Source organism: Flavobacterium columnare NBRC 100251 = ATCC 23463, from assembly GCF_002530675.1.
GTDB classification, from domain to species: domain Bacteria; phylum Bacteroidota; class Bacteroidia; order Flavobacteriales; family Flavobacteriaceae; genus Flavobacterium; species Flavobacterium columnare.
In genome coordinates this window covers 18,409-39,319 of record NZ_PCMX01000005.1, presented here as the reverse complement: position 1 = coordinate 39,319, position 20,911 = coordinate 18,409, and the positions used below count along the sequence as shown (strand labels likewise).

Here is a 20,911-nt window from a genome sequence, read left to right as displayed (position 1 = left end):
TTATTTATAGTTATTGTGTCCATAATTTAAAATGCGCTTGGTTTTAATTTTAACCCTGTTGTTTCGGGTAAACCGAACATCAGATTCATATTTTGCACCGCCTGTCCTGATGCTCCTTTCAATAAATTATCAATTACGCTCACGATCATGACATCCTCTTCGTTTTTTTCCAGATACAGCAGGCATTTATTGGTATTCACCACTTGTTTCAAATGAATGTTTTTAGGTGATACAAACACAAAAGATTCCTGCTTGTATTTTTCTTTAAATAACGATTGCAATTGTTCTAAAGACTGATTTGATTTTAAAGTGATACAGGCCAAAATTCCTCGGGTAAAAGATCCTCTTTGTGGTAAAATATGGAGATTGCCCGTATACACTTCCTGAACTTGCTGTACGCTTTGATTGATTTCTGCTAGATGCTGATGTATAAAAGCTTTGTATACCGACAAATTATTCTGTCTCCAACTGAAATGCGAAGTTTCGGTCAATGATTGACCGGCACCTGTAGATCCTGTTGTACACGAAGCATACACATCACCACTCAGTAAACCTGCTTTGGCCAAAGGCAGCAACGCTAATTGAATGGCTGTTGCAAAACAACCCGGATTCGCAACATAATTAGCATTTTGAATCGCTGTTCTATTCCATTCTGACAAACCATAAACAAAAGAATGATTAGCCGAAATTCTATGGTCCTGACTTAAATCGACTATCTTAACCGAAGATGAAAATTCAGTCACTATCTTTTTAGCTTCACCATGCGCGACGCATAAAAAAACCACATCGATATCAGAATGATACGTTTCAGAGAATTTCAAATCGGTATCCCCAAACAAATCATCATGCACTTCATAAATGAACTTCCCAGCATTGCTTTTACTATGCACAAACCCAATTTCCACCTGCGGATGATTAATCAGGATTCTGAGTAATTCTCCAGCTGTATAACCAGCTCCACCAATAATTCCGGCTTTAATTATTTGCATCACTCAATTCTTTAGTAACCTGATGGTAAATCGAGGTTTGATTGCCGAATATTTTTGTAAATCCTTTTACATCTTCGCAACTCCAGCCGTTGTTCATTTCACCGTATGACCCGAATTTTGCCGACATTAAATCAAACGGACTCTCAATCCCTTTCAATTCATATCTATACGGATGTAAGGTAATGTACACCTCGCCACTAACGGTCTTTTGAGTGTGGGCCAAAAAAGCTTCTATATCTCTCATAGTGGGATCCAGCATTTGGCCCTCATGCAACCAGTTGCCGTACCAGCTTGATAATTGTTCTTTCCAGAATAATTGCCATTTGGTCAACGTATGTTTTTCCAGTAAATGATGAGCTTTGATAATCAATTCTGGAGCTGCGGCTTCAAAACCCACTCTTCCTTTAATCCCTATAATCGTATCTCCTACGTGAATGTGTCTTCCAATTCCGAAAGGTTGTGCCATTTGCTGTAAATATTCAATGGCAATAGACGGATGTTCAAATGAATGTCCATTTACTGAAATCAGTTCGCCTTCATTAAAACTCAATGTAATATCTACAGATTCAGTAGCCGAAACCGATGTTGGCCATGCTTCTTCCGGTAAACTTTGATACGAAGTCAACGTTTCTTTACCTCCTACAGAAGTTCCCCACAATCCTTTATTAATACTGTACACTGCTTTTTCGAAATTGAAGCTTACACCATGTGATTTCAGGAATTCGATTTCCGCTTCTCTGCTCAATTTTTTATCCCTGATTGGTGTAATGATTTCCACATTAGGCAACAAATGATTAAAAATCATATCAAAACGCACTTGGTCGTTACCAGCTCCTGTACTTCCATGAGCAATCGTGTGAATTCCCAATTGGATGGCATATTCGGCAATGCTTTTTGCCTGAACCGCTCTTTCCGCACTGACACTTAAAGGATATGTTCCATTTTTTAATACGTTACCATAAATTAGATACTTAATGCAATCGTCATAATATTCCTTGCGTACATCAATGCATATATACGATGCCACACCACTTTGCAATGCCTTTTCTTCTAAAATTGCAATCTCTTTCTGATCGAACGCTCCAGTATTTATTGTTACGGCATGCACTTCATAATTTTCAATTTTACTCAAATACACCGCACAATAGGTTGTGTCTAAACCACCACTATACGCTAATACTATTTTCTTTTTTTGCATTTTTTTGTTCTTTGATATTAGTGTCATACAGCATGGCTGTACACAAACAATTTTTATAATTTTTACTTTGCAGAATTTCGAAATTCACACAACTCTGGCAACCTTTCCAGAATTTTTCATCGGTAGTTAATTCCGAGTAAGTTACTGGCATATAGCCTAATTCCGAATTGATTCGCATCACAGCTAAACCAGTAGTTAATCCAAAGATTTTAGAATTAGGGTATTTGGTTCGTGATAATTCAAAAATTTTAGATTTGATCATTCGTGCCAATCCGCTCTGACGGAATTGTGGTGATACAATCAATCCCGAATTCGCCACATATTCTTCATTTTGCCAGGTTTCGATATAACAAAACCCAGCCCATTCCTTATTTTCTGTCAAAGCAATGATCGCTTTTCCTTCTTGAATTTTTTCAATAATGTATTCAGCCGATCGCTTTGCAATACCCGTACCTCTCACTTTCGCTGATGCTTCCATCTCATCGCATATCGTCTGGGCAAATTGAATATGGTTATTATTTGCAATTTGAATACTAAACATAGATTAATTTTTGCGCAAATATATAAATAAAAGATATAATATCTTTAAAAGTATTTTTAATAAATTATTTTATCTAATTAATCGGGTTAATAAGTAATAATTATCTTCTTGGTTGATTTATTATTCAATGACTCTTATAATATATTTTAAAATAAAAAGATTGTGAAATAAAATAAACCTAAGTTAAAAAGCGTTAGCGTTATTTTTAAAGTAAAAAGATGACTTTTAATTTAAAAAACAAAATGTTATAAAAACAAACCTAAATAAGGTTGTTTTGTTTTTAAATCACTAAAAGTTATTAAAACAGAGGTTGTAGATTAAAAAAGGAAATTATTTTTTTTAAAATTTACTTTTTTTATTAATTTTTATTAATTTAAGCGAATTATCAACAATTTGTTGTCTTAAATTATTATTTAAATCAAAAAACAAATATATTTTTAAACTATCCTTAGAATATATTTAATTTAAACAGTTGTTTTTTTAAGGTGAAATTTGATTATAATAACACCAAACAACCTGTTTAATGAATTTATAATAAAACTAACCCAAACATTTTAAGACAATATTTATAATGATTATTTTTGTACTAAAAAACTAAATATTTACTTGATATGGAAATGAAAATTAGCTTTGAACAAGCACGCTTGGATCATTTAGGTTGGATGCATAAAATGAGAGACCTATTAGACGGTAAGGTGGAATTAGTCGAAAGTGAAATTGTATCACACTTACAATGTCGTCTGGGAAAATGGTTTGAATCAGAAGGTCGCGACGAGTTTGGAGAATTAGAAGAACTTCAAAAGTTTGATGTAAAACATGTTAAACTTCATAAACTTGCTAAAGAAATTTATATTGAAAATAAATTAGGAAATAAGGCCATTGCGGAAGAATTATTTACAGATCTCTCTAATACTTCACAAGAAATTGTAACACTTTTGAATGAAGCTGAAACTAAATTAAATATAGGTCTTACAAAAGTAGTAGAAAGAGAAATTCCTATTAAATTGCTAGATGATGCTGCTCCGTGGGATAAAAGCAACACATTGGTTATAAAAATTTTACCAAACAACGAAATAGAATATGTAAATGCGTTTTTTACTGAAGTATCAAGTTTTGAGAACAAAGACTTGATGGGTAAAAACTTTAATTCTATTCTTCACCCTGATATTCCAAAAGCTATTGAACGACTAATACTTGAAAACAACAAAGAAGCAGAAAGAACTACTAAAATTTTAAAATTTGTTACTTATAACGGTAAATTCGTTTGGGCTGTTGCGGATTTTATACCTACTATAGTTGATGATAAAATAGTTGACATTACTGTTAAATTATCAGGCGTTAACAATGCTATTTTGGCTAAGTTTATTATTCCTTTGTATGAAGAAATTAAAATCATAGAAGCTAAAAAAGGCGAATCTGGTGGTATTTTATTCTTAAATAACTTCTTAGAAGAACGTAATCGTACTATGGATGAGTATATTCAAAATCTTATTATAACGGGTCGAGATTCTATTAAAAGTGCTGAAAAAAGAAGTTGGTTGGGTAAACTTTTTAATTTCAATTTGTAAATTATGCATATTGTAGCCCCAAAGATCCTTAACAACAGTAGAAAAGTAAAACTCTACTGGTATTCTACTGCAAATTATTTAGGCTTATTTCTAAGTATAATAGCTAGTTTTTTTCTATTCCCAAAATCACTGGATATATTGGGTGAAATTAAATATATAGAGACGATTGGTTATTTTGTTTTTCCTTTTTTCCTCTTTGGATTAGCGCAAGGCTTAGTAAAATTTACACCTTATTTCGAGAAGTTTCATGTTCCTAAATTACATGGAACTTCCCTACTAATATCAGTAGGTATTTTTTTTCTATTTTTTACAGGTCTTATTGTTTTAAATAAAATTAATCCTTTTAACAAAATTGTTTTTTACGAATTTGGTCTTATTTTGGGTTTAATTTTAGCCTTAATAGATTTAACAAAAAGTGTTTCTATCATATATAATAGGGTAAGTTTTTTAATAATTCTAGAAAAGGTTGCTCCTCGTTTATTTTTACCTATTCTCTTCTATTTAAATTATATAAAAATCATTCCAAATAATGAATTACTTTTACTTTATGTTCTTTGTTATGCGGTATTAACATTTGGTATGCACTTTTATGTAACCAAAGATAGTAATACTAACTTTTCTCTTAAATATTATTTTCTATTTGAAAAAGTAAGCGTGAAAGAATTCTTTGAATATTGCTTTTTTAGCTTTTTAGGTTCTTTTGCACTATTGTTAATAAACAAGATTGACAGTATCATTGTTCCTAGTTATTTATCAATGAGCGAAAATGGTTTATATTCTATTTTAACAACATTAACTTCTGTTATTTTTATGCACGCTACAGGGATAAATGCTATTTATGGTGTAGCTATTTCAAAATTGTTGTTGAAAAAGAAAATCTATTTATTAAGTCGATTGTATAAAAGTTCAACCTATCATGCCTCTTTTTATTCGTTAATATTTATAGGTATTATCCTAATTTATCTACCTCTTATAAAAAATACATTGGATCCACAAAACCAATTTTTAAACATAGAAACCATTATTTGGATTCTATGCTTAGGAGCTTTTAGCAATGTAGCTACAGGATTTAACAGTGAGATTATTGCGTATTCTAAATACTTTAAATTCAATCTACTGATTGTTGCTCTCTTATTATTGTTAAATTTAAGTATGGTGGTTTATTTTTTAAAATTCACTCAATTAGGTTTGTTAGGTGTTGCTATTAGTTCTACTATTTCTATTGTATTATATAATATTTTTAAAACTTATTATGTATATATATAATATACTTCCTTTCAGTAAGAGCTATTTACAAATTATTTGTTTGAACATAGTACTTTTTATAGGAATTTTAAATATTTCTTATCAAAAACAAACTCCATTCATAACTTTTTTAATCTTATTGGTTTATCTAGCTTTAAATATTATTTTTTATAGAGTATTTAAAAATAATCATTTAAAATACAAGGTTATCAAATAATAAAAAGTGGGTGTCTAACATAGTTACTTAACATCTAGTTTGCCACTTCTCTTGTCATAGAAATGGTACGATTGTAACTTTTTAGGACACCCTCTTTTTATTTATCCGAATTCCGCATTAGAAATTGATTACAAATAAAAATGATTTTGAATCTAAACAGTGTACTCTGTTTTTTGTCCTCAATGTAAAACTAAACTACGACTGCGGTAAAAATTTTGTGTGTATTTTACCTTCTTTCTCTTTTTCATCTTCATCACAAAATCTATCCAGAAATGAGGCGTAAAAGTCTAACCTTAATAGCTACTCTTTTTTAAACTAATTTTATTTAGCTTATTTATATACAGATGTTTATATTTTGATTTAATGCGCTTGTTTTTGTAAGCTTATTTATCTAATTTGGATATCTAAATAAAAATTATGAGAAAATATTTATATCTTTTGATGTTTTTTACGCTTGTTAGCAATGCGCAAAATCCTGGACAAATTGCACAAAAATTTGGTTCCACAAACGGCTTTGATGGTACTGTAAGTACTATTACTGTGCAACCTGATGGGAAAATACTTGTAGCGGGTACTTTTCATAAATATTCTGGACAACCGGTCAAAAAAATAGTACGATTAAATGGCAATGGTACAATAGACACGTCTTTTTCTACAACAATACTTCTTGATGATGATATAACTTGTATTGCTGTACAACCTGATCGAAAAATACTTGTAGGTGGACATTTTACCACCTATAACGGAGTAAATCAAAATAAAATTATACGACTAAATAGTAATGGAACTAAAGATAATACTTTTATTATTGGAACTGGATTTGATGCTAGTGTAACTAAAATACTCGTACAACCCAATGGAAAAATTATTGTTGGAGGAAATTTTAACACTTATAATGGATCTACTCAAAAAAAAATAGCTAGACTAAATAGTAACGGTTCTAGCGATACTTCATTTATAACAAATACGGGATTTGATAATTTAGTAACTGATATGGCTCTTCAAGCTGATGGGAAAATTTTAGTTACCGGTCTATTTTCAACATATAAAGGTCAAACTGTAAATAATTTTATACGTATCAATGCAAATGGTACAAAAGATAATAGTTTTAATAATGGTAGTGGTTTTGATAGTACAATTAACTCTATTGCCATACAAACTAATGGTAAAATTATTATTGGAGGAAATTTTAAGAATTTTAATGGTATTTCTCAAAAATATTTAATTCGATTAAATAATGATGGATCAAAAGACGGAACTTTCGATACAGATGTGGTGTTTGATGGTGCTATAAGATCATTAGCCATTCAAAATGATGGAAAAATTGTAATAGCTGTAATAGGAAAACCGTATGTACATGTTGGTCCTTTAGAAACTAATATAATTCGTTTAAATCCTGATGGGAAAAAAGACCTTAATTTTAGTACAGGAAGCTGTAAAAGAAGTCTTATTTGTCTTTCGCTTCTTCCCTGTGGAAAAATCATAGCAGGAGGATATTTCACTATTTATGGTCAAGGATATTCAGCTAATAATATAGTTTCAATAAATACAAATGGGACATTTGATTTAAACTTTAACCCTAATATTGGTTTTGACAAAACTGTACTAACCGCAGTAGAACAAAAGGATCGAAAAATAGTTCTGGGTGGTCATTTTACACGTTATAAAAACAATTTATCAAACTATATCATCCGTTTAAATCCTAATGGATCTAAAGATAGATCTTTTAATGTAGGAAATGGGTTTGATAAAAATGTATCAGTAATTGTAGTTCAACCAGATGGAAAATTAATTGTTGCAGGGTCTTTTAGTACTTACAAAGGAGTTACAGAAAATCATATTATTCGTTTAAACCCTGATGGAACTAAGGATGTAACTTTTAATACAGGAACTGGATTTGATGGAAATATTAATGTTATCCTTTTACAACCTGATGGAAAAATATTTTTAGGTGGTGAATTTACAAAATATAATGAAGTTACTGCAAACCGAATTATTAAACTAAATTCCAATGGTAGCATTGATACTTCTTTTAACACAGGTACTGGTTTTGATGGAGATGTATTAACAATGGCTTTAGAACCTAATGGAAATTTAATTGTTGGAGGTGAATTTAGTTCATACAATGATGAAGTTGAAAAAAATATAATTCGATTAAAAGCAGATGGAGTTAAAGATACGTTATTTAATATTGGTGCTGGTTTTGATAGTGCAGTCAACAACATTACTTTACAAGCTGATAGTAAAATTTTAGTTAGTGGTTATTTCTCTAATTTCAACAATTCTAGTGCAAATTACTTTGTAAGATTAAATACAAATGGTACTATAGATACAACATTTAACATTGGAACTGGTTTTAACAGTTCACCTTCTGTTATGTTAATGCAAACGGATGGAAAAATTATTGTTGGAGGGTCTTTTACCAGTTTTAACGAAAATCAAGAAAATTATATTATCCGTTTAAACTCTAATGGGACTAAAGATAGTACATTCATTACAGAAAATGGTTTTAATAATTCCGTTCTATCTATTACTCCTATTAGCAATGGAAAAATTTTAGTTTCAGGTAATTTTAATAACTACAAAAATTCTATAAATACCGCTTACTTGGTAAGTTTATATAATAATTCTAGTTCCCCTAAAATTTCTGTTGCAAAAGAGGAGGAAAGTAATAACTTTAAACTAAGTAGAACAACGAATGTTTCTATTTTCCCAAATCCAACTAGTAATATTTTAAACATTAATTTAGATAATGATTCTTCCATCTCTTCTATCCAAATATTAAATTTAGAAGGTAAGGTTGTACATGAAGATATAAATGAAACTATAAATGTTTCTGAATTACCATCAGGATTGTATATAATTAAAATCAAAACGGATAAAGAAGAAATAATTAAAAAGTTTATTAAGGAATAACTTAAAAAAATCCCAATTTTCAATAACGATCGACTAATCAAATTGGAAATTGGGATTTTTGTTTTTTACAGTGGTTTCAAGCGCCTTAACTCTCTTTTAAAAATTTACAATATCATCGTCAACTGAATTCTTTTTCTGGCTTCATCTACCTCAACGACTTTTACTTGCACGTGTTGGTGGAGTTTTACCACTTCATTCACATCGGCAACATAGCCTTCTTTGAGTTGGGAAATATGTACGAGTCCGCTTTCTTTGATTCCAATGTCAACAAAACAACCAAATGCGGTGATATTATTTACAATACCTGGCAAAATCATTCCGCTACGAACATCAGCAATGGTTTTTACATTCGGGTCGAATTCAAAAACTTTGGCCGCTTTACGTGGGTCTAGTCCTGGTTTTTCCAATTCTTTTAAAATATCTTTGATACCTAAAATACCCACGTTTTCAGTAATATAATTCTCTGGTTTGATTTGACTGATTTTTTCCTTATTCCCGATTAATTCATTGACTTTAACACCCAAATCTTTAGCCATTTTCTCGACCATTTTATACGATTCAGGATGCACGGCCGAATTATCCAACGGGTTTTTACCGTCTTTGATTCTAATAAATGCCGCTGCCTGTTGGAACGCTTTATCTCCTAATCGCGGCACTTTTTTCAGTTGGCTACGGTCTTCAAAAGCCCCATTTTCACTACGATACGCCACAATGTTTTCAGCCATTTTTTCGCCAATTCCTGAAACATAGCTCAACAATGATTTACTCGCCGTGTTAATATTAATCCCAACCGAGTTTACGCAACGTACTACCGTGGTATCCAATGCTGAATTTAACTTGGTTTGGTCCACATCGTGTTGGTACTGCCCTACACCAATAGATTTTGGGTCAATTTTAACCAATTCGGCTAAGGGATCAGATAAACGGCGCCCAATAGAAACGGCACCACGAACCGTCACATCATAATTAGGAAATTCATCTCTCGCAATTTTAGATGCCGAATAGACTGACGCTCCAGCTTCTGAAACTACAAAAACCTGGACTGGTTTATCAAAAGCAATTTTCTTGATGAAAAATTCGGTTTCACGACTCGCTGTTCCGTTGCCTATAGAAATGGCTTCAATATTATAAGCATTCACCATCGATTTTATTTTTTTCATTGCCATAGTCGTTTCATTTTGCGGTGCGTGCGGAAAAATGGTTTCATTGTATAGCAAATCACCTTTTTCATCCAGACAAACCACTTTACATCCCGTTCTAAATCCGGGGTCAATAGCTAAAATTCGTTTTTCACCTAAAGGTGGAGCCAATAATAACTGACTTAAATTACTCGCAAAAACATCAATTGCTTTAATATCAGCTTTTTCTTTGGCTTCTTGTAACGTTTCATTAGAAATAGCAGGTTCTAACAATCGTTTATAAGAATCTTTAATAGCTAATTGAATATGTAATGTTGTATCATTTTTTGATTTAATAATGTTATCTTCAATAAAACTAACAGCTTCTTCTTTTTCAATTTCTACATTCAATTTAACAAAACCTTCTGCTTCCGCTCTTAGCATGGCTAACAATCGGTGCGAAGGTGCTTTACTAATGGGTTCAGCCCATTCGAAATATTGATTATACTTTTGAGCTTCTTGATCGTCTTTTTTAGCTTTCACTACTTTAGTTGTAATTTCAGCTTTTCGCTGAAACATTCTACGTAAATTTTTACGAATAAAAATATTCTCATTAACCCATTCTGCTATAATATCACGAGCTCCTTGTAAGGCTTCCTCTTCGTTAGTTACCTTATCATTAATATATTTAGATGCTAAAAATTCAATATCATCGTTACGCTGCGACATAATTATTTTTGCCAAAGGTTCTAATCCGTTTTCACGGGCGGTATCTGCCTTAGTTTTCTTTTTCTTTTTGTAAGGAAGGTATAAATCTTCTATTTCTTGTAAATCAAAACTGTTTTCAATTTTTGATTTTAGTTCTGGTATAAGAGCATTTTGTTCTTCTATTGATTTTAAAACACTTTCTTTACGTTTTATAATTTCATCATATTGTTTGTTTAGTTTGGCTATTTGTTCTATAACTACCTCATCTAAATTTCCTGTGGTATCCTTTCGATAACGTGCTATGAAAGGAATTGTACAATCTTGCGAAAGTAATTCAAGTGTATTTTGGATATTTTTGGGAGTCGTTTGGACTCCTTTTAGGATAAAGTCAATATTTGTCATTTTGTAAAAATAAGAATGCTAAAATAGCATATAAATTAAAATTTTTAAAATCTAAAATTTGGGCTTTGTTTTTTTATTTAAAAATTTATTTTTGCATAATTAAATAGACTATTCATGAAAAAAATTTTTTTAGGGCTACTAGCTTTACAAGTACTTTTTGGTTGTTCAAAAAATGAAGAAGCCATTGAGGAAACTCCAGTATCAGTAACTGGTTTATTGGATGCTCCTTATTCTTCCTTAACTTCAGAACAAAAAAAGTTGAAATTAGAAACAGAAGCTAAATCAACTGTTTCAGAGTTTGAAAAAACAAAAACATCTTCAACTATCGAAGCCATTCAAAATCTAGATAAATTATTGGAAACTGATAGAATTGATATCTTAAGTGGCCTTAATAATAATGGTATAAGTGATGTTTTTAATGTGTCTGCTGTTTTTGGTATATACACTTGGAATAATACTGTTAAAAGATGGGAAAAAACAGTTTCAACAAATAACTTAACTTTTAGATATCCTTCTAAAATTTCAGGAACTACTAATGACGCTGAAATAGTTTTAAACGCAACGCCTTCTCCTATTAAAGTTGACATAATTGATGCTCCAAAACGTTATCAATGGGTATATGATCCGAATGTAGGAAATATGGTTCCAGTTCTAGTATCTAATGAAGTATTAGATAAAATTCATTTGCCTTTAACTGTTGATGCAACAATTAAAATAAAAGGTATTGATTCTGGAAATATTAGTGTTGTAAATACATACAATAACAACAATCATATTCCTACAACATCTAACTTGAAATTAACGTTAAACGATGGTTATGCTTTAGAAATCAAAAACGATAGAAATAATTCTCCATCAGTTGCTAGTGCTTTATTAACACATAATAGTAAATCTATTTTAGGTTATAATTTTAATTCAAATGGTAACATTGATCAATTGTTAAATAATAATAACTCTTCATCAATAGATTATGGTAAGGCAAATACTTTGATAACTATTCTAGATGATTTTGCTATTTTAGGATCAGGTGATATTGAAACTACTACGGCAGAACTTGAAAAAGCTGAAAGCAGTATTCCTAAACCTAATTATTTTTCATCTGATTATTATATAAAATCTAATGAAAAAAGTAAAAAAATAAGCGATTTAAAAGCTGAACTTTATAATAAACATAGCAAATTAGTTTTAGTTTCTAAAAAGGATAAAAATAAAATTGCTAGTATTGTAGCAAAATCTGAACTCGTATCTTCAGGTAATACGCCTTTTGTTTGGAGAAATGGAACATGGGAATATAGTATGGGAACAGTTTATCAAAAAGTTGAGCGATATGATGTCAAATATTATCTAAAATTCGATGATAATTCAGTAGTTGCAATGAATGTGTATTTTTCTACTGGATTTGATAGTTTAAAAAGTCAAATAGAAGATTTTATAACTTTTTTAAATAAATAAATAAAAAAGCTGTCTTTGACAGCTTTTTTTATACTATTTTATTTTTATTATCTTTACATCAGCACCATAACCAGCCCAAATTCCTAAGCCTCCTTTTATATTAGATTTTAGATTAAAAGTGGCTGGAAACAATGGATTTTGACCATTTAAAACATCATTTTGCCAGCTGTTCCAAAATTCGTAACTCTTTTTTTCTAATGTTCTTAATTTTACTTCTATAATTTTACCTGAAGGAAAATAGGTTTCGGTATTTTCTACTGGATAAAATTGAATCCCTTTTAATAAATTTAATTTTACTTTTTTTGTGATAAACGTTTCATCATCAATGGTTCCGTATAAAGTAGGGATAAATAATGAATCTTTTCCAACTATTCTAGTTCCTATTTGATAGTAATTTTTGTTATCAGGATCTATAAACTCTATTCCTATTTTTCTTTTAAAATCATCTATTTTTTCAATACTTAGTTCTTTTATAGGTACAGATTCAGGAATACTTGTTTCAGCTCTTAATTCTTGTCCATCAAACTCTATCGTTAAGGTATAAGTAAATCCTTTTTTACCTATTATATTTTCTCCTGTATAAATAAAAGGGGGAATATACCCATTTACCATTTTTAGATGTAATATTTCAGCATTTACCCCGTCTGAAACAGTCACTTTAGCTGCCCTTATAAAATATTTATCAATATTATTTTGGTTAAAATTAGTGTTAGTGGGTATGCTTTTTGATAAAATTACATTTGCCACACCATTTTCTTCAATCCAACCTTCAACAATCAATTTAGGTTTTGAAACTTTAGTATCGTTTAGATTGTCTTGACAAGAATAAAAAGAAAACACCAATACAGTAGTTTTTAAACTAAAATTTAAAATACCAATTAATCGAAGGTAAAATTTTGTAAAATACTTTATCATTTTTTGTAATGGATAATTGTTCTTCATTTTTTTCAAAATTGACTGATTGATATACTGGATTTTCAATATTAAATAAGTTATAAACACTTAAAGTAATTTTGCTTTCCTTTCTTTTATTTTTCATAATCCAAAAATTAAAAGAAAAATCTGTTCTGTTATAAAAGGGAAGCTGTGCTTTATTATATTCGTTATACTCTTTTACAGGAACATTATTTACAAAATATATCTGATCCGCAGAAGTAAAACGGTTCCCAGAACTTAGTATTTGTGTAAAACCTACCACAAATTTTGGAGTGAAACTATAAGTTATAATTGTTGTAAAATTATGTCTTCTATCGTATTTGGCGTAAAAATTACTACCTTCATCAATCCTTGGAAAGCTTCTTAATGATTTACTCCAAGTATAACTCATCCAACCTTTAAATTTTCCATTTTCTTTCTTCAATAAAAACTCAAAACCATAAGCTTTACCATTTCCTATGAAAATATCTTTTTCTATAGAAGAGGCTTCATTAAATTGAGAAAGAGCAAATGGATAAATTAATAAATCTTTCATTTCATTGTAAAATAAATCAAAATTCGTAACAATATTTTTGTTGAAATGATGGTTTATGCCAAAAGAAATTTCTTTTGACTTTTGGAAAGGGATATTATTTGCTGATGCAACCCAAAAATCTGTTGGAATTCCAATACTAGAAGTGGTCACTAAACTTAAATGTTGACTTTTTTGAGCCAAAGTAATATAATAATTTGTGTTTCTTTTTTCATTAAAATAAATACCTAACTTAGGCTCAAAGGAATACTTATTTGAACTAGAGTGATTAAAGTAATTGAAACGAATTCCTGATTTAAGATTGATATTATCTGTTATAAAAAAATTAAAATCTTGATAGATTGAGAATAAATTAGAATTAATATTCTCATATTTTGTTTTAGGTGTAAAACCAAAATTAGCCAAAATTAAATTATAAGGTGAAATTGTATAATTATTATAACTTAATCCTATTTCGGATTTAATTTTATAAATGTTGTAAATAATATTACTCTTTAAACTAAAATCAGTAATAGAAGTATTTACTTTTATAGATAAATCATGTTGAAATATATTCATTGAAGATAGACTCTTTGAAAAATATGCGTTTGCAGTAAATTTAAATTTTTCATTTTTAGAATGTTGGAACTGAGTAGCAGCAATATAATTTTTCCAAGTTAGATTAATATCAGCAAATAACTCTTCACTGTTATATTTTAATTTATCTTTACTTGTCATAAAATCAAAAATGAGCTTGGATTTATTACTCATTTTATGTAGATAAGAAAAATTAATATCCTCAAAACTGTAATTTACTTCATTTTTAGCATTAATTAATTTAAGAAAATCATCTAGATAAGTTTTTCTATAAGATAAAGAAAACACAGTTTTTTTATAAGGTATTTTAATATTAAACTGAGAAGCTAACAAACCTAAATTAACCTGAAAACTTGCCTTATCAATACTCATAATATTACTCTTAGTATTAATGTAAGCCCCTAGTATATTACCATTAACAGAACTTAAATTTGATTTATCATACATTAATTCACCTATATGAAAAGCATTATAATAAGGAAATATTCCAAACAAATGAGCTGATCCATACACTGGTACATCATTATATTTAAAAATAGAATGCCCAGCATCTCCTCCTCTAACATACAAATATCCGTTAATATCACCTGAATTTTGAACACCAGGAGTTAATTGCAAAATCTTTGAAACATCAATACTACCAGTTAAAGAAGGCAAATCACTCAATTGAGATACATTTAATTTTAAAAAATTCTTATCATTTTTAAAAAATGTTTTCCTTTTATCCTCTGTAATAATAATTTCATCAATTTTCTTATTCTCCTTTAAAATAATATTTAAATCAGTATCCTCAGTAATTTTAAAATCAGATTCGTAATTTATATAACCTTCAGCTTCAATTTTTATATTTATTTTATCATCTGTTATTTTGAAATTAAAATTACCCAAACTATCAGTTACAATAGTTTTATCAAAACCTTTAATAGTAAATGTAACCAATGCAATAACTCTCTTTTTATTTATATCTTTTACGTTTCCATTTATTTTAAAAGTATTTTGAGTCCAAACAAACGTATTCAAAAATAGTATACAGTATAAAAAGATAGGCTTCAATGATTATAGTATTTAAAAATTTAGCTAACAAATATAAGTATTATGACTACTTTTGGTTTCTTTAAAATTCTGATTTAATGAAAATGTTTCTTACTTACCTTTTAATTGTAAATATCCTTTCGTTAATAGTCTTCGGAATTGACAAATTATTAGCTATAAAAAACAAAAGACGCATATCTGAAAAAGATTTATTAAGTATCTCATTAATAGGAGGTGCTATAGGTAGCTTATTAGGAATGTTTATATTTAAACACAAAACTTCAAAAATAAGTTTCATTTGGCGATTCACAATTATATTTATTGCCAACGTAATAGGAATTTATTTTTTACTGAAATAGTAGCCTTTCTTAATTTTTCATTCAAAAAAAGCTATTAATTTATAATATAAAATCTAAGTAATTTTTCTTATTTACAATTTCAAAAGTAGCATCAGGATATGCTTTGGCAAAAGCCGTTGGAATTTTTGTTTTTTTATTTTCATTCCATTTAAACTCATATCCAGCTAAATTATCTACATTTTCTTCAAGCCAGTCTAACTCTTGTTGATCATAAGTACGCCAAAAATAATTTTGTTTGTGTAACTTATGATACGTTTGCTTTTTTAAACGTTCAGAAGCAAGGTAATTTTCCCATAAATCACCTATATCCATACGATTTTGTAATGTATTAAAATTTCCAATAATAGCATTACGAATACCATTATCAAAAAAATACCAACGATTACTTTTAGTAATTTCTTTTCTTAAATTGCGAGAAAAACCTTCAACTTTAAAAATAATAAATACCTTAGTTAATAAATCTAAATAGCGTTCTACTGTGTTCTTAGATAATTGCAATTGATTACCCAATTCTTGTAAGGAAACCTCCTTCCCCACTTGAAAAGCAATGAGTCTTAATAAATCATAAATTTTATTAGAATTTTTAATACCATCAAAAACTAATATATCTTTTAATAAATACGAATTTACAATTTCACGTAAATAATGTTGCTTTTCAGACCATGATTCATAATGTGTTAGTTCTGGATAACCACCATAAATTAATCGCATCTCAAGATTTTCGATTGTTTGTTTGTAATTTTCGTATTCTGAAAATTCTATTTGTGCCAATGGATATAAAAACAAAGTATTTTTTCTTCCAACTAAAGGTTCACCTAATTTATTATTTAAGTCAAACATAGATGATCCTGTTGCTATAACTCTTATTCCTTCAATTGTATCAACAATAAATTTTAATATCAATCCAATATCATCTACTGCTTGTGCTTCATCAATTACCAAAAGATCTATGTTTTTGAATAATCTCTTATAATTTTCAAATGTTCTTTCTTCTAAAAGTCTTGCATCATTTTTATCTTCACCATTAAGTTGTAAAACTTTTTTATCTGTTATTTTTAGATATTTTTTTATAAGTTGAGTTTTTCCTACGCGCCTTGCACCTAATAAAATCAATACTTTATTGGGTTGTAAATGATTACTAAAATCATCAAGTACGGCTCTTTTAATATAACTCATATCTCTTTTTATATAGTAATTACAGAATACAAAGTTATTAAAAAATAGTAAATAAGTCCGTTTATTGACGGAATTAATGTAAATTCAGTCAGTTTATTGACGGAATTAATGTAAATTCAGTCAATTATTAAAAGTTTACTTTGTAATTTCGTTTTAAAAATTGTAATGCAGATTCAATCACTTCTCCCATAGAAGTAGCTTTCTTAAACTGTATATCGTAAGTAAATTGATAAATTTCAGTTTTTAATTGCTCTAGTTTTTCGCTAGTAGATAGTTCCATAGATTTCATGGCTTGCAATAAATCATTTAATCGCTCTTCAGAGCCCACCATTCTTTTTACCATTATTGAACGTTCTTCATTTTGATATTGCTCAATAGAGTTCGCTTCTAATTTATTACTTACTAATTTGCTGAAATGAAAATTTTCTTTAAATAAATGAGGTTTGTATAACTTAAAATTACCTTCATAGCATTGTTGATCAAAGTCAATAGCCCGAATTTTAAAAACCAAATGATCATAATCATAAATAGGAATTATCACAAAATTATAAGAACGCATATCTCCTAAAAGTCCTACCATACAACGCTCATTAAATTTCACAAATTCCTTAGCAATTTGAGCTTTTTCTGATTCAGAACAAGTAGCTAAATGTTGTTTTATAAAGATATCACCAGGAATTCCAACAATATGTTCCTCTATAAGCGTATCTTTAAATACTAAATAATTAATCCGATTAGGAGAAATTATATCTTCTAATTCTAACCCGAAAATACGTGAAGCATCTGCTTTTTTTACATAAAAATGGGTATAATTATCATTTAATATATTTCTAACTTTTACCCTAAATGGTTTAGAATTACCAAAAGTACAAAAGTCTATATGGTCTACATTTAAGAATTGTATTTTACTTTCATCACCATCTGAATGTAATAATGTGTAAATCTTTTTAAGACTAAAATCTATTTCTTTTTTTTCATATTCATTATAATAAACTCTAATCCATAAAGTATCTTTTCCTTTAGTATCATAAACTACTACCGAACCTTGAAATCGCAATAAATCTTCATAAAACACATTTGTTTTTGTTAACCTTTTGTATTTTTCTAAATAATCATACAATTCCTGATTAATAGGATAATATTGTTTTTTTAATAAAGGTTTATCGAAAGACATATAAAAATGAATACATTGGTAGGAATAAATATACTAAAATTTTATTTTATAAACTCTTTATCTACCTGTTATATTGTCTTGTTTTTTTAATATTAGCATAGAATTGAATGATACCTATCATCTATTAAAAATCACAAATTAGACTAACCTTGTTATAAGTGTAATTACTATTTATTATTGAAAAATTACTTAATATATTTGCCAAAAATTAAAATGGATACCCTACAAATTTTTAGTTATACAGGTGTTTTTGTATTTGCTGTTACAGGTGTTTTAAAAGCAAGAACAAAACGGTTTGATATTTTTGGTGCATCTGTATTGGCTTTTTGTATGGCATACGGAGGAGGAACACTAAGAGATTTATTAATAGGTATACGCCCAGTAAATTGGGTAAACGATAATGTAGCTATTATAATAGTACTAACCTCAACTATTATAGCTTTCTTTTTTAAATTAAACTCAAGTTTAATAAAAAAATTAATATTTTGGATTGATGCTTTTGGTATTGGATTATTTACAGTAGTAGGTATACAGGTAGCATTACGAAATTCTATTCCCACAGGTTATGCACTAATTATGGGGATGATTACAGCTACATTTGGTGGTTTATTTTGTGACGTATTATGTAATAAAGTACCTGCTTTATTAAAACCGGGTCAATTATATGCTACTGCTTGTCTTATTGGTGGTGGACTTTATTTAATCATGATTAACTATCAATTACAAGCTGAAACAAGTATGATTATCAGTGTGTTAATTACAGCATCAATACGTATTTATGCTATTAGAAAAAAATTGCAATTACCCATAATCTAAAAATTCTTTTTTAATCTTGAACTATGAATTCCTTAGGATCTTCTTTTTTATATTCTGGTTGGATATTAATATGATTTATTCCAAAATTTTGAAAAAGAACTATTTCTATTTGATGAAGTAACTCATTAAACTCGCTCATTTTAATATCCTCTGCACAATCTAAATGCGCTTCTAAATGTAATTCCTCTTCGTTTAAATACCAAACATGTATATGATGTAATTTACCTACTCCTGGTATTTTATGTACTTCCCTAACTATAGCTTTTATATCTATTTCTTCAGGTGTAAAAAGCATTAACATTTTAATAGAGGATTTAAAAAGATCAATACTCACTATAATCAAATAGATTGAAATAAATATAGTTAAAACACTATCAATCCAAAACCAACCATAAAATTTCATCAACAAACCGCCTACTAAAACGGCTATAGAAGCCATCATATCTGTTAATAAATGTAAATAAGCTGATTTTATATTTAAATTATGCTCCGCATCTTTTTGTAATAATAAAACAGAAAGACCATTAGCCACAATTCCTAATAATGCTAACCAAATAACTAAACCTGTTTTTATTGATTCTGGATGAAAAAAACGCTGAATTGCTTCAAAACCTAATAATAAAGCCACTATTAATAACGTAATAGCATTTATAAAGGCGGCTATTAATTCAGCTCTTTTATATCCAAATGTATAATCTATAGATGCTTTTCTCCTAGATAATTTATGTGCCACATAACTAAATACTAATGATAACACATCTGAAAAGTTATGTAACGCATCTGATATTAATGCTAAACTCCCTGATAACAATCCTCCTATTCCTTGAGCTACAGTAATTAATACATTTAAAAAAATAGAAAAAACTAAGTTTTTTCCTTTTACTTGATGTTTATGAATATGGACGTTTTGGTGCGAGTGTAACATAAATTGTAATTTTATTGACAAAAAAAATCACTCCTTCATTCAGAAGAAATGACATTAAAATGAACATGGTTAAATATTATTTTAAAAAACTACTTGCAAGCAATCTTCTTTACTCTATTAGCATGACGACCTCCTTCAAAAGGGGTATCTAAAAAAGTTTCCACCATTGCTACTGCCTGTGGAATAGATGTATAACGCGCAGGAATACTAATAATATTAGCGTCATTATGTTGACGTGCCAATTCTGCTATTTCTACATTCCAACATAAAGCACATCTAATATCTTGGTGTTTATTAGCAGTCATAGCAATACCATTACCACTACCACATATTACAATACCAAAATCAGCTTTTTTACTTTCAACATCATATGCCACTGGATGTCCAAAATCAGGATAATCCACACTATCAAATGTATCAGTACCATGATTAATCACGGTATACCCATTTAATTCTAAATAATTAACAATTGCTATTTTATAATCGGGACCTGCATGGTCATTTCCTATAGAGATAATCATAATAATTAATCGTTATTTTTGTCTAGTACAAAAATAAATAATAATACGTTATATATATTCCCGTTTACCAATTTTAGATCAGTAATAAACTAAAAGTTTTTTACTACCTACAAGTACTTATTTTCTTTGTATTAAACTTAAGATGACAACTTTTTATATATTAATCTGATTATGAATACATTATACAGTTATTAACAATTGTACTAATAACTTAAAAAACTGATAAACAAATACTTATATTTTCAAAAAATGAGCCATTTTGGAGTTGTTAACAACCTAAATTAAATACTTAAAAATCAATCATTTAAAAAAACGCATTATCTGTTAATAACTATTAAGATAAAAACAAAAGTTTTTTTGGAAAAGTATATTTTTTTTCTAATCAAAAATTACTTTCAATTACACAAGGAAAGTTTTAGTTACTTTTAGAAAAAATATCCAACACTTATTCATAGTTATTAACAACAATTAACAACCTAAGTTTTCAATAAAATCTACAAAAAACAAAAA

General features: G+C 28.7%; 16 protein-coding genes. 6 read left to right on the top strand and 10 right to left on the bottom strand.

The window, feature by feature from the left end; all coding sequences use genetic code 11:
- Positions 1-26 precede the first annotated feature (26 nt).
- From argC to B0A78_RS01095, 3 genes are read right to left on the bottom strand one after another with little or no spacing between them, the layout of a single operon-like run.
- Entirely contained in the window at positions 27-989 is a 963-nt protein-coding gene (gene argC, locus B0A78_RS01105) for an N-acetyl-gamma-glutamyl-phosphate reductase (RefSeq protein WP_065213899.1), read from the bottom strand.
- Positions 976-2,187 (bottom strand): argininosuccinate synthase, encoded by a 1,212-nt coding sequence (locus tag B0A78_RS01100; RefSeq protein ID WP_065213973.1) that lies wholly within the window; start codon positions 2,185-2,187, stop codon positions 976-978. The genes argC and B0A78_RS01100 overlap by 14 nt, the downstream gene beginning before the upstream one ends.
- Positions 2,156-2,728: an N-acetyltransferase gene (locus B0A78_RS01095; RefSeq protein WP_231138875.1), complete on the bottom strand. Its 573-nt coding sequence runs from the start codon at positions 2,726-2,728 to the stop codon at positions 2,156-2,158. The genes B0A78_RS01100 and B0A78_RS01095 overlap by 32 nt, the downstream gene beginning before the upstream one ends.
- A gap of 611 nt (positions 2,729-3,339) precedes the next feature.
- Here B0A78_RS01095 and B0A78_RS01090 point away from each other — a divergent pair.
- The 3 genes from B0A78_RS01090 to B0A78_RS01075 all read left to right on the top strand — a co-directional run bounded on the left by B0A78_RS01090 (position 3,340) and on the right by B0A78_RS01075 (position 8,674).
- Complete coding sequence (locus B0A78_RS01090; RefSeq protein WP_014165821.1) at positions 3,340-4,296, top strand: CZB domain-containing protein; 957 nt, start codon at positions 3,340-3,342, stop codon at positions 4,294-4,296.
- Between the two features lie 3 nt (positions 4,297-4,299).
- A complete protein-coding gene (locus tag B0A78_RS01085) occupies positions 4,300-5,562 on the top strand; it encodes a lipopolysaccharide biosynthesis protein (protein ID WP_097609298.1) in 1,263 nt (420 codons plus the stop codon).
- 613 nt (positions 5,563-6,175) lie between these two features.
- Entirely contained in the window at positions 6,176-8,674 is a 2,499-nt protein-coding gene (locus B0A78_RS01075) for a T9SS type A sorting domain-containing protein (protein ID WP_065213902.1), read from the top strand.
- Positions 8,675-8,778: 104 nt separating this feature from the next.
- On the opposite strand, the gene B0A78_RS01070 is transcribed toward B0A78_RS01075, so the two are convergent.
- The gene (locus tag B0A78_RS01070; protein ID WP_014165824.1) at positions 8,779-10,902 is read right to left on the bottom strand and encodes a Tex family protein; all 2,124 of its coding nucleotides are present in this window, start codon (positions 10,900-10,902) and stop codon (positions 8,779-8,781) included.
- Positions 10,903-11,016: 114 nt separating this feature from the next.
- On the opposite strand from B0A78_RS01070, the gene B0A78_RS01065 reads away from it, so the two are divergent.
- Positions 11,017-12,354, top strand: a complete 1,338-nt coding sequence (locus B0A78_RS01065; RefSeq protein ID WP_014165825.1) for a hypothetical protein — start codon at positions 11,017-11,019, stop codon at positions 12,352-12,354.
- Between the two features lie 33 nt (positions 12,355-12,387).
- Here the strand turns inward: B0A78_RS01065 and B0A78_RS01060 are convergent, their stop codons facing one another.
- On the bottom strand, positions 12,388-13,269 hold the full coding sequence (locus B0A78_RS01060; protein ID WP_050855781.1) for a DUF4249 domain-containing protein: 882 nt from the start codon (positions 13,267-13,269) through the stop codon (positions 12,388-12,390).
- Complete coding sequence (locus B0A78_RS01055; protein WP_169859062.1) at positions 13,214-15,418, bottom strand: TonB-dependent receptor; 2,205 nt, start codon at positions 15,416-15,418, stop codon at positions 13,214-13,216. The genes B0A78_RS01060 and B0A78_RS01055 overlap by 56 nt, the downstream gene beginning before the upstream one ends.
- Positions 15,419-15,528: 110 nt before the next feature.
- Between B0A78_RS01055 and B0A78_RS01050 the strand changes: the two genes are divergently transcribed.
- The gene (locus B0A78_RS01050; protein WP_065213905.1) at positions 15,529-15,789 is read left to right on the top strand and encodes a DUF1294 domain-containing protein; all 261 of its coding nucleotides are present in this window, start codon (positions 15,529-15,531) and stop codon (positions 15,787-15,789) included.
- 39 nt (positions 15,790-15,828) lie between these two features.
- Here B0A78_RS01050 and B0A78_RS01045 read toward each other — a convergent pair whose 3' ends face one another.
- Together B0A78_RS01045 and B0A78_RS01040 are read right to left on the bottom strand one after the other, a co-directional pair.
- Positions 15,829-16,965 (bottom strand): ATP-binding protein, encoded by a 1,137-nt coding sequence (locus tag B0A78_RS01045; protein ID WP_014165829.1) that lies wholly within the window; start codon positions 16,963-16,965, stop codon positions 15,829-15,831.
- Between the two features lie 127 nt (positions 16,966-17,092).
- Positions 17,093-18,139, bottom strand: a complete 1,047-nt coding sequence (locus B0A78_RS01040) for a hypothetical protein (RefSeq protein WP_014165830.1) — start codon at positions 18,137-18,139, stop codon at positions 17,093-17,095.
- A 213-nt stretch (positions 18,140-18,352) separates the two neighbouring features.
- Here B0A78_RS01040 and B0A78_RS01035 point away from each other — a divergent pair, with 213 nt between their 5' ends.
- Positions 18,353-18,955, top strand: coding sequence for a trimeric intracellular cation channel family protein (locus tag B0A78_RS01035; protein WP_014165831.1), 603 nt, complete (start codon positions 18,353-18,355; stop codon positions 18,953-18,955).
- Positions 18,956-18,965: 10 nt separating this feature from the next.
- Here B0A78_RS01035 and B0A78_RS01030 read toward each other — a convergent pair whose 3' ends face one another.
- Both B0A78_RS01030 and B0A78_RS01025 read right to left on the bottom strand, forming a co-directional pair.
- A complete protein-coding gene (locus B0A78_RS01030) occupies positions 18,966-19,880 on the bottom strand; it encodes a cation diffusion facilitator family transporter (RefSeq protein ID WP_014165832.1) in 915 nt (304 codons plus the stop codon).
- Between the two features lie 89 nt (positions 19,881-19,969).
- Positions 19,970-20,401, bottom strand: coding sequence for an RpiB/LacA/LacB family sugar-phosphate isomerase (locus B0A78_RS01025; protein ID WP_014165833.1), 432 nt, complete (start codon positions 20,399-20,401; stop codon positions 19,970-19,972).
- Between the last annotated feature and the right edge of the window lie 510 nt (positions 20,402-20,911).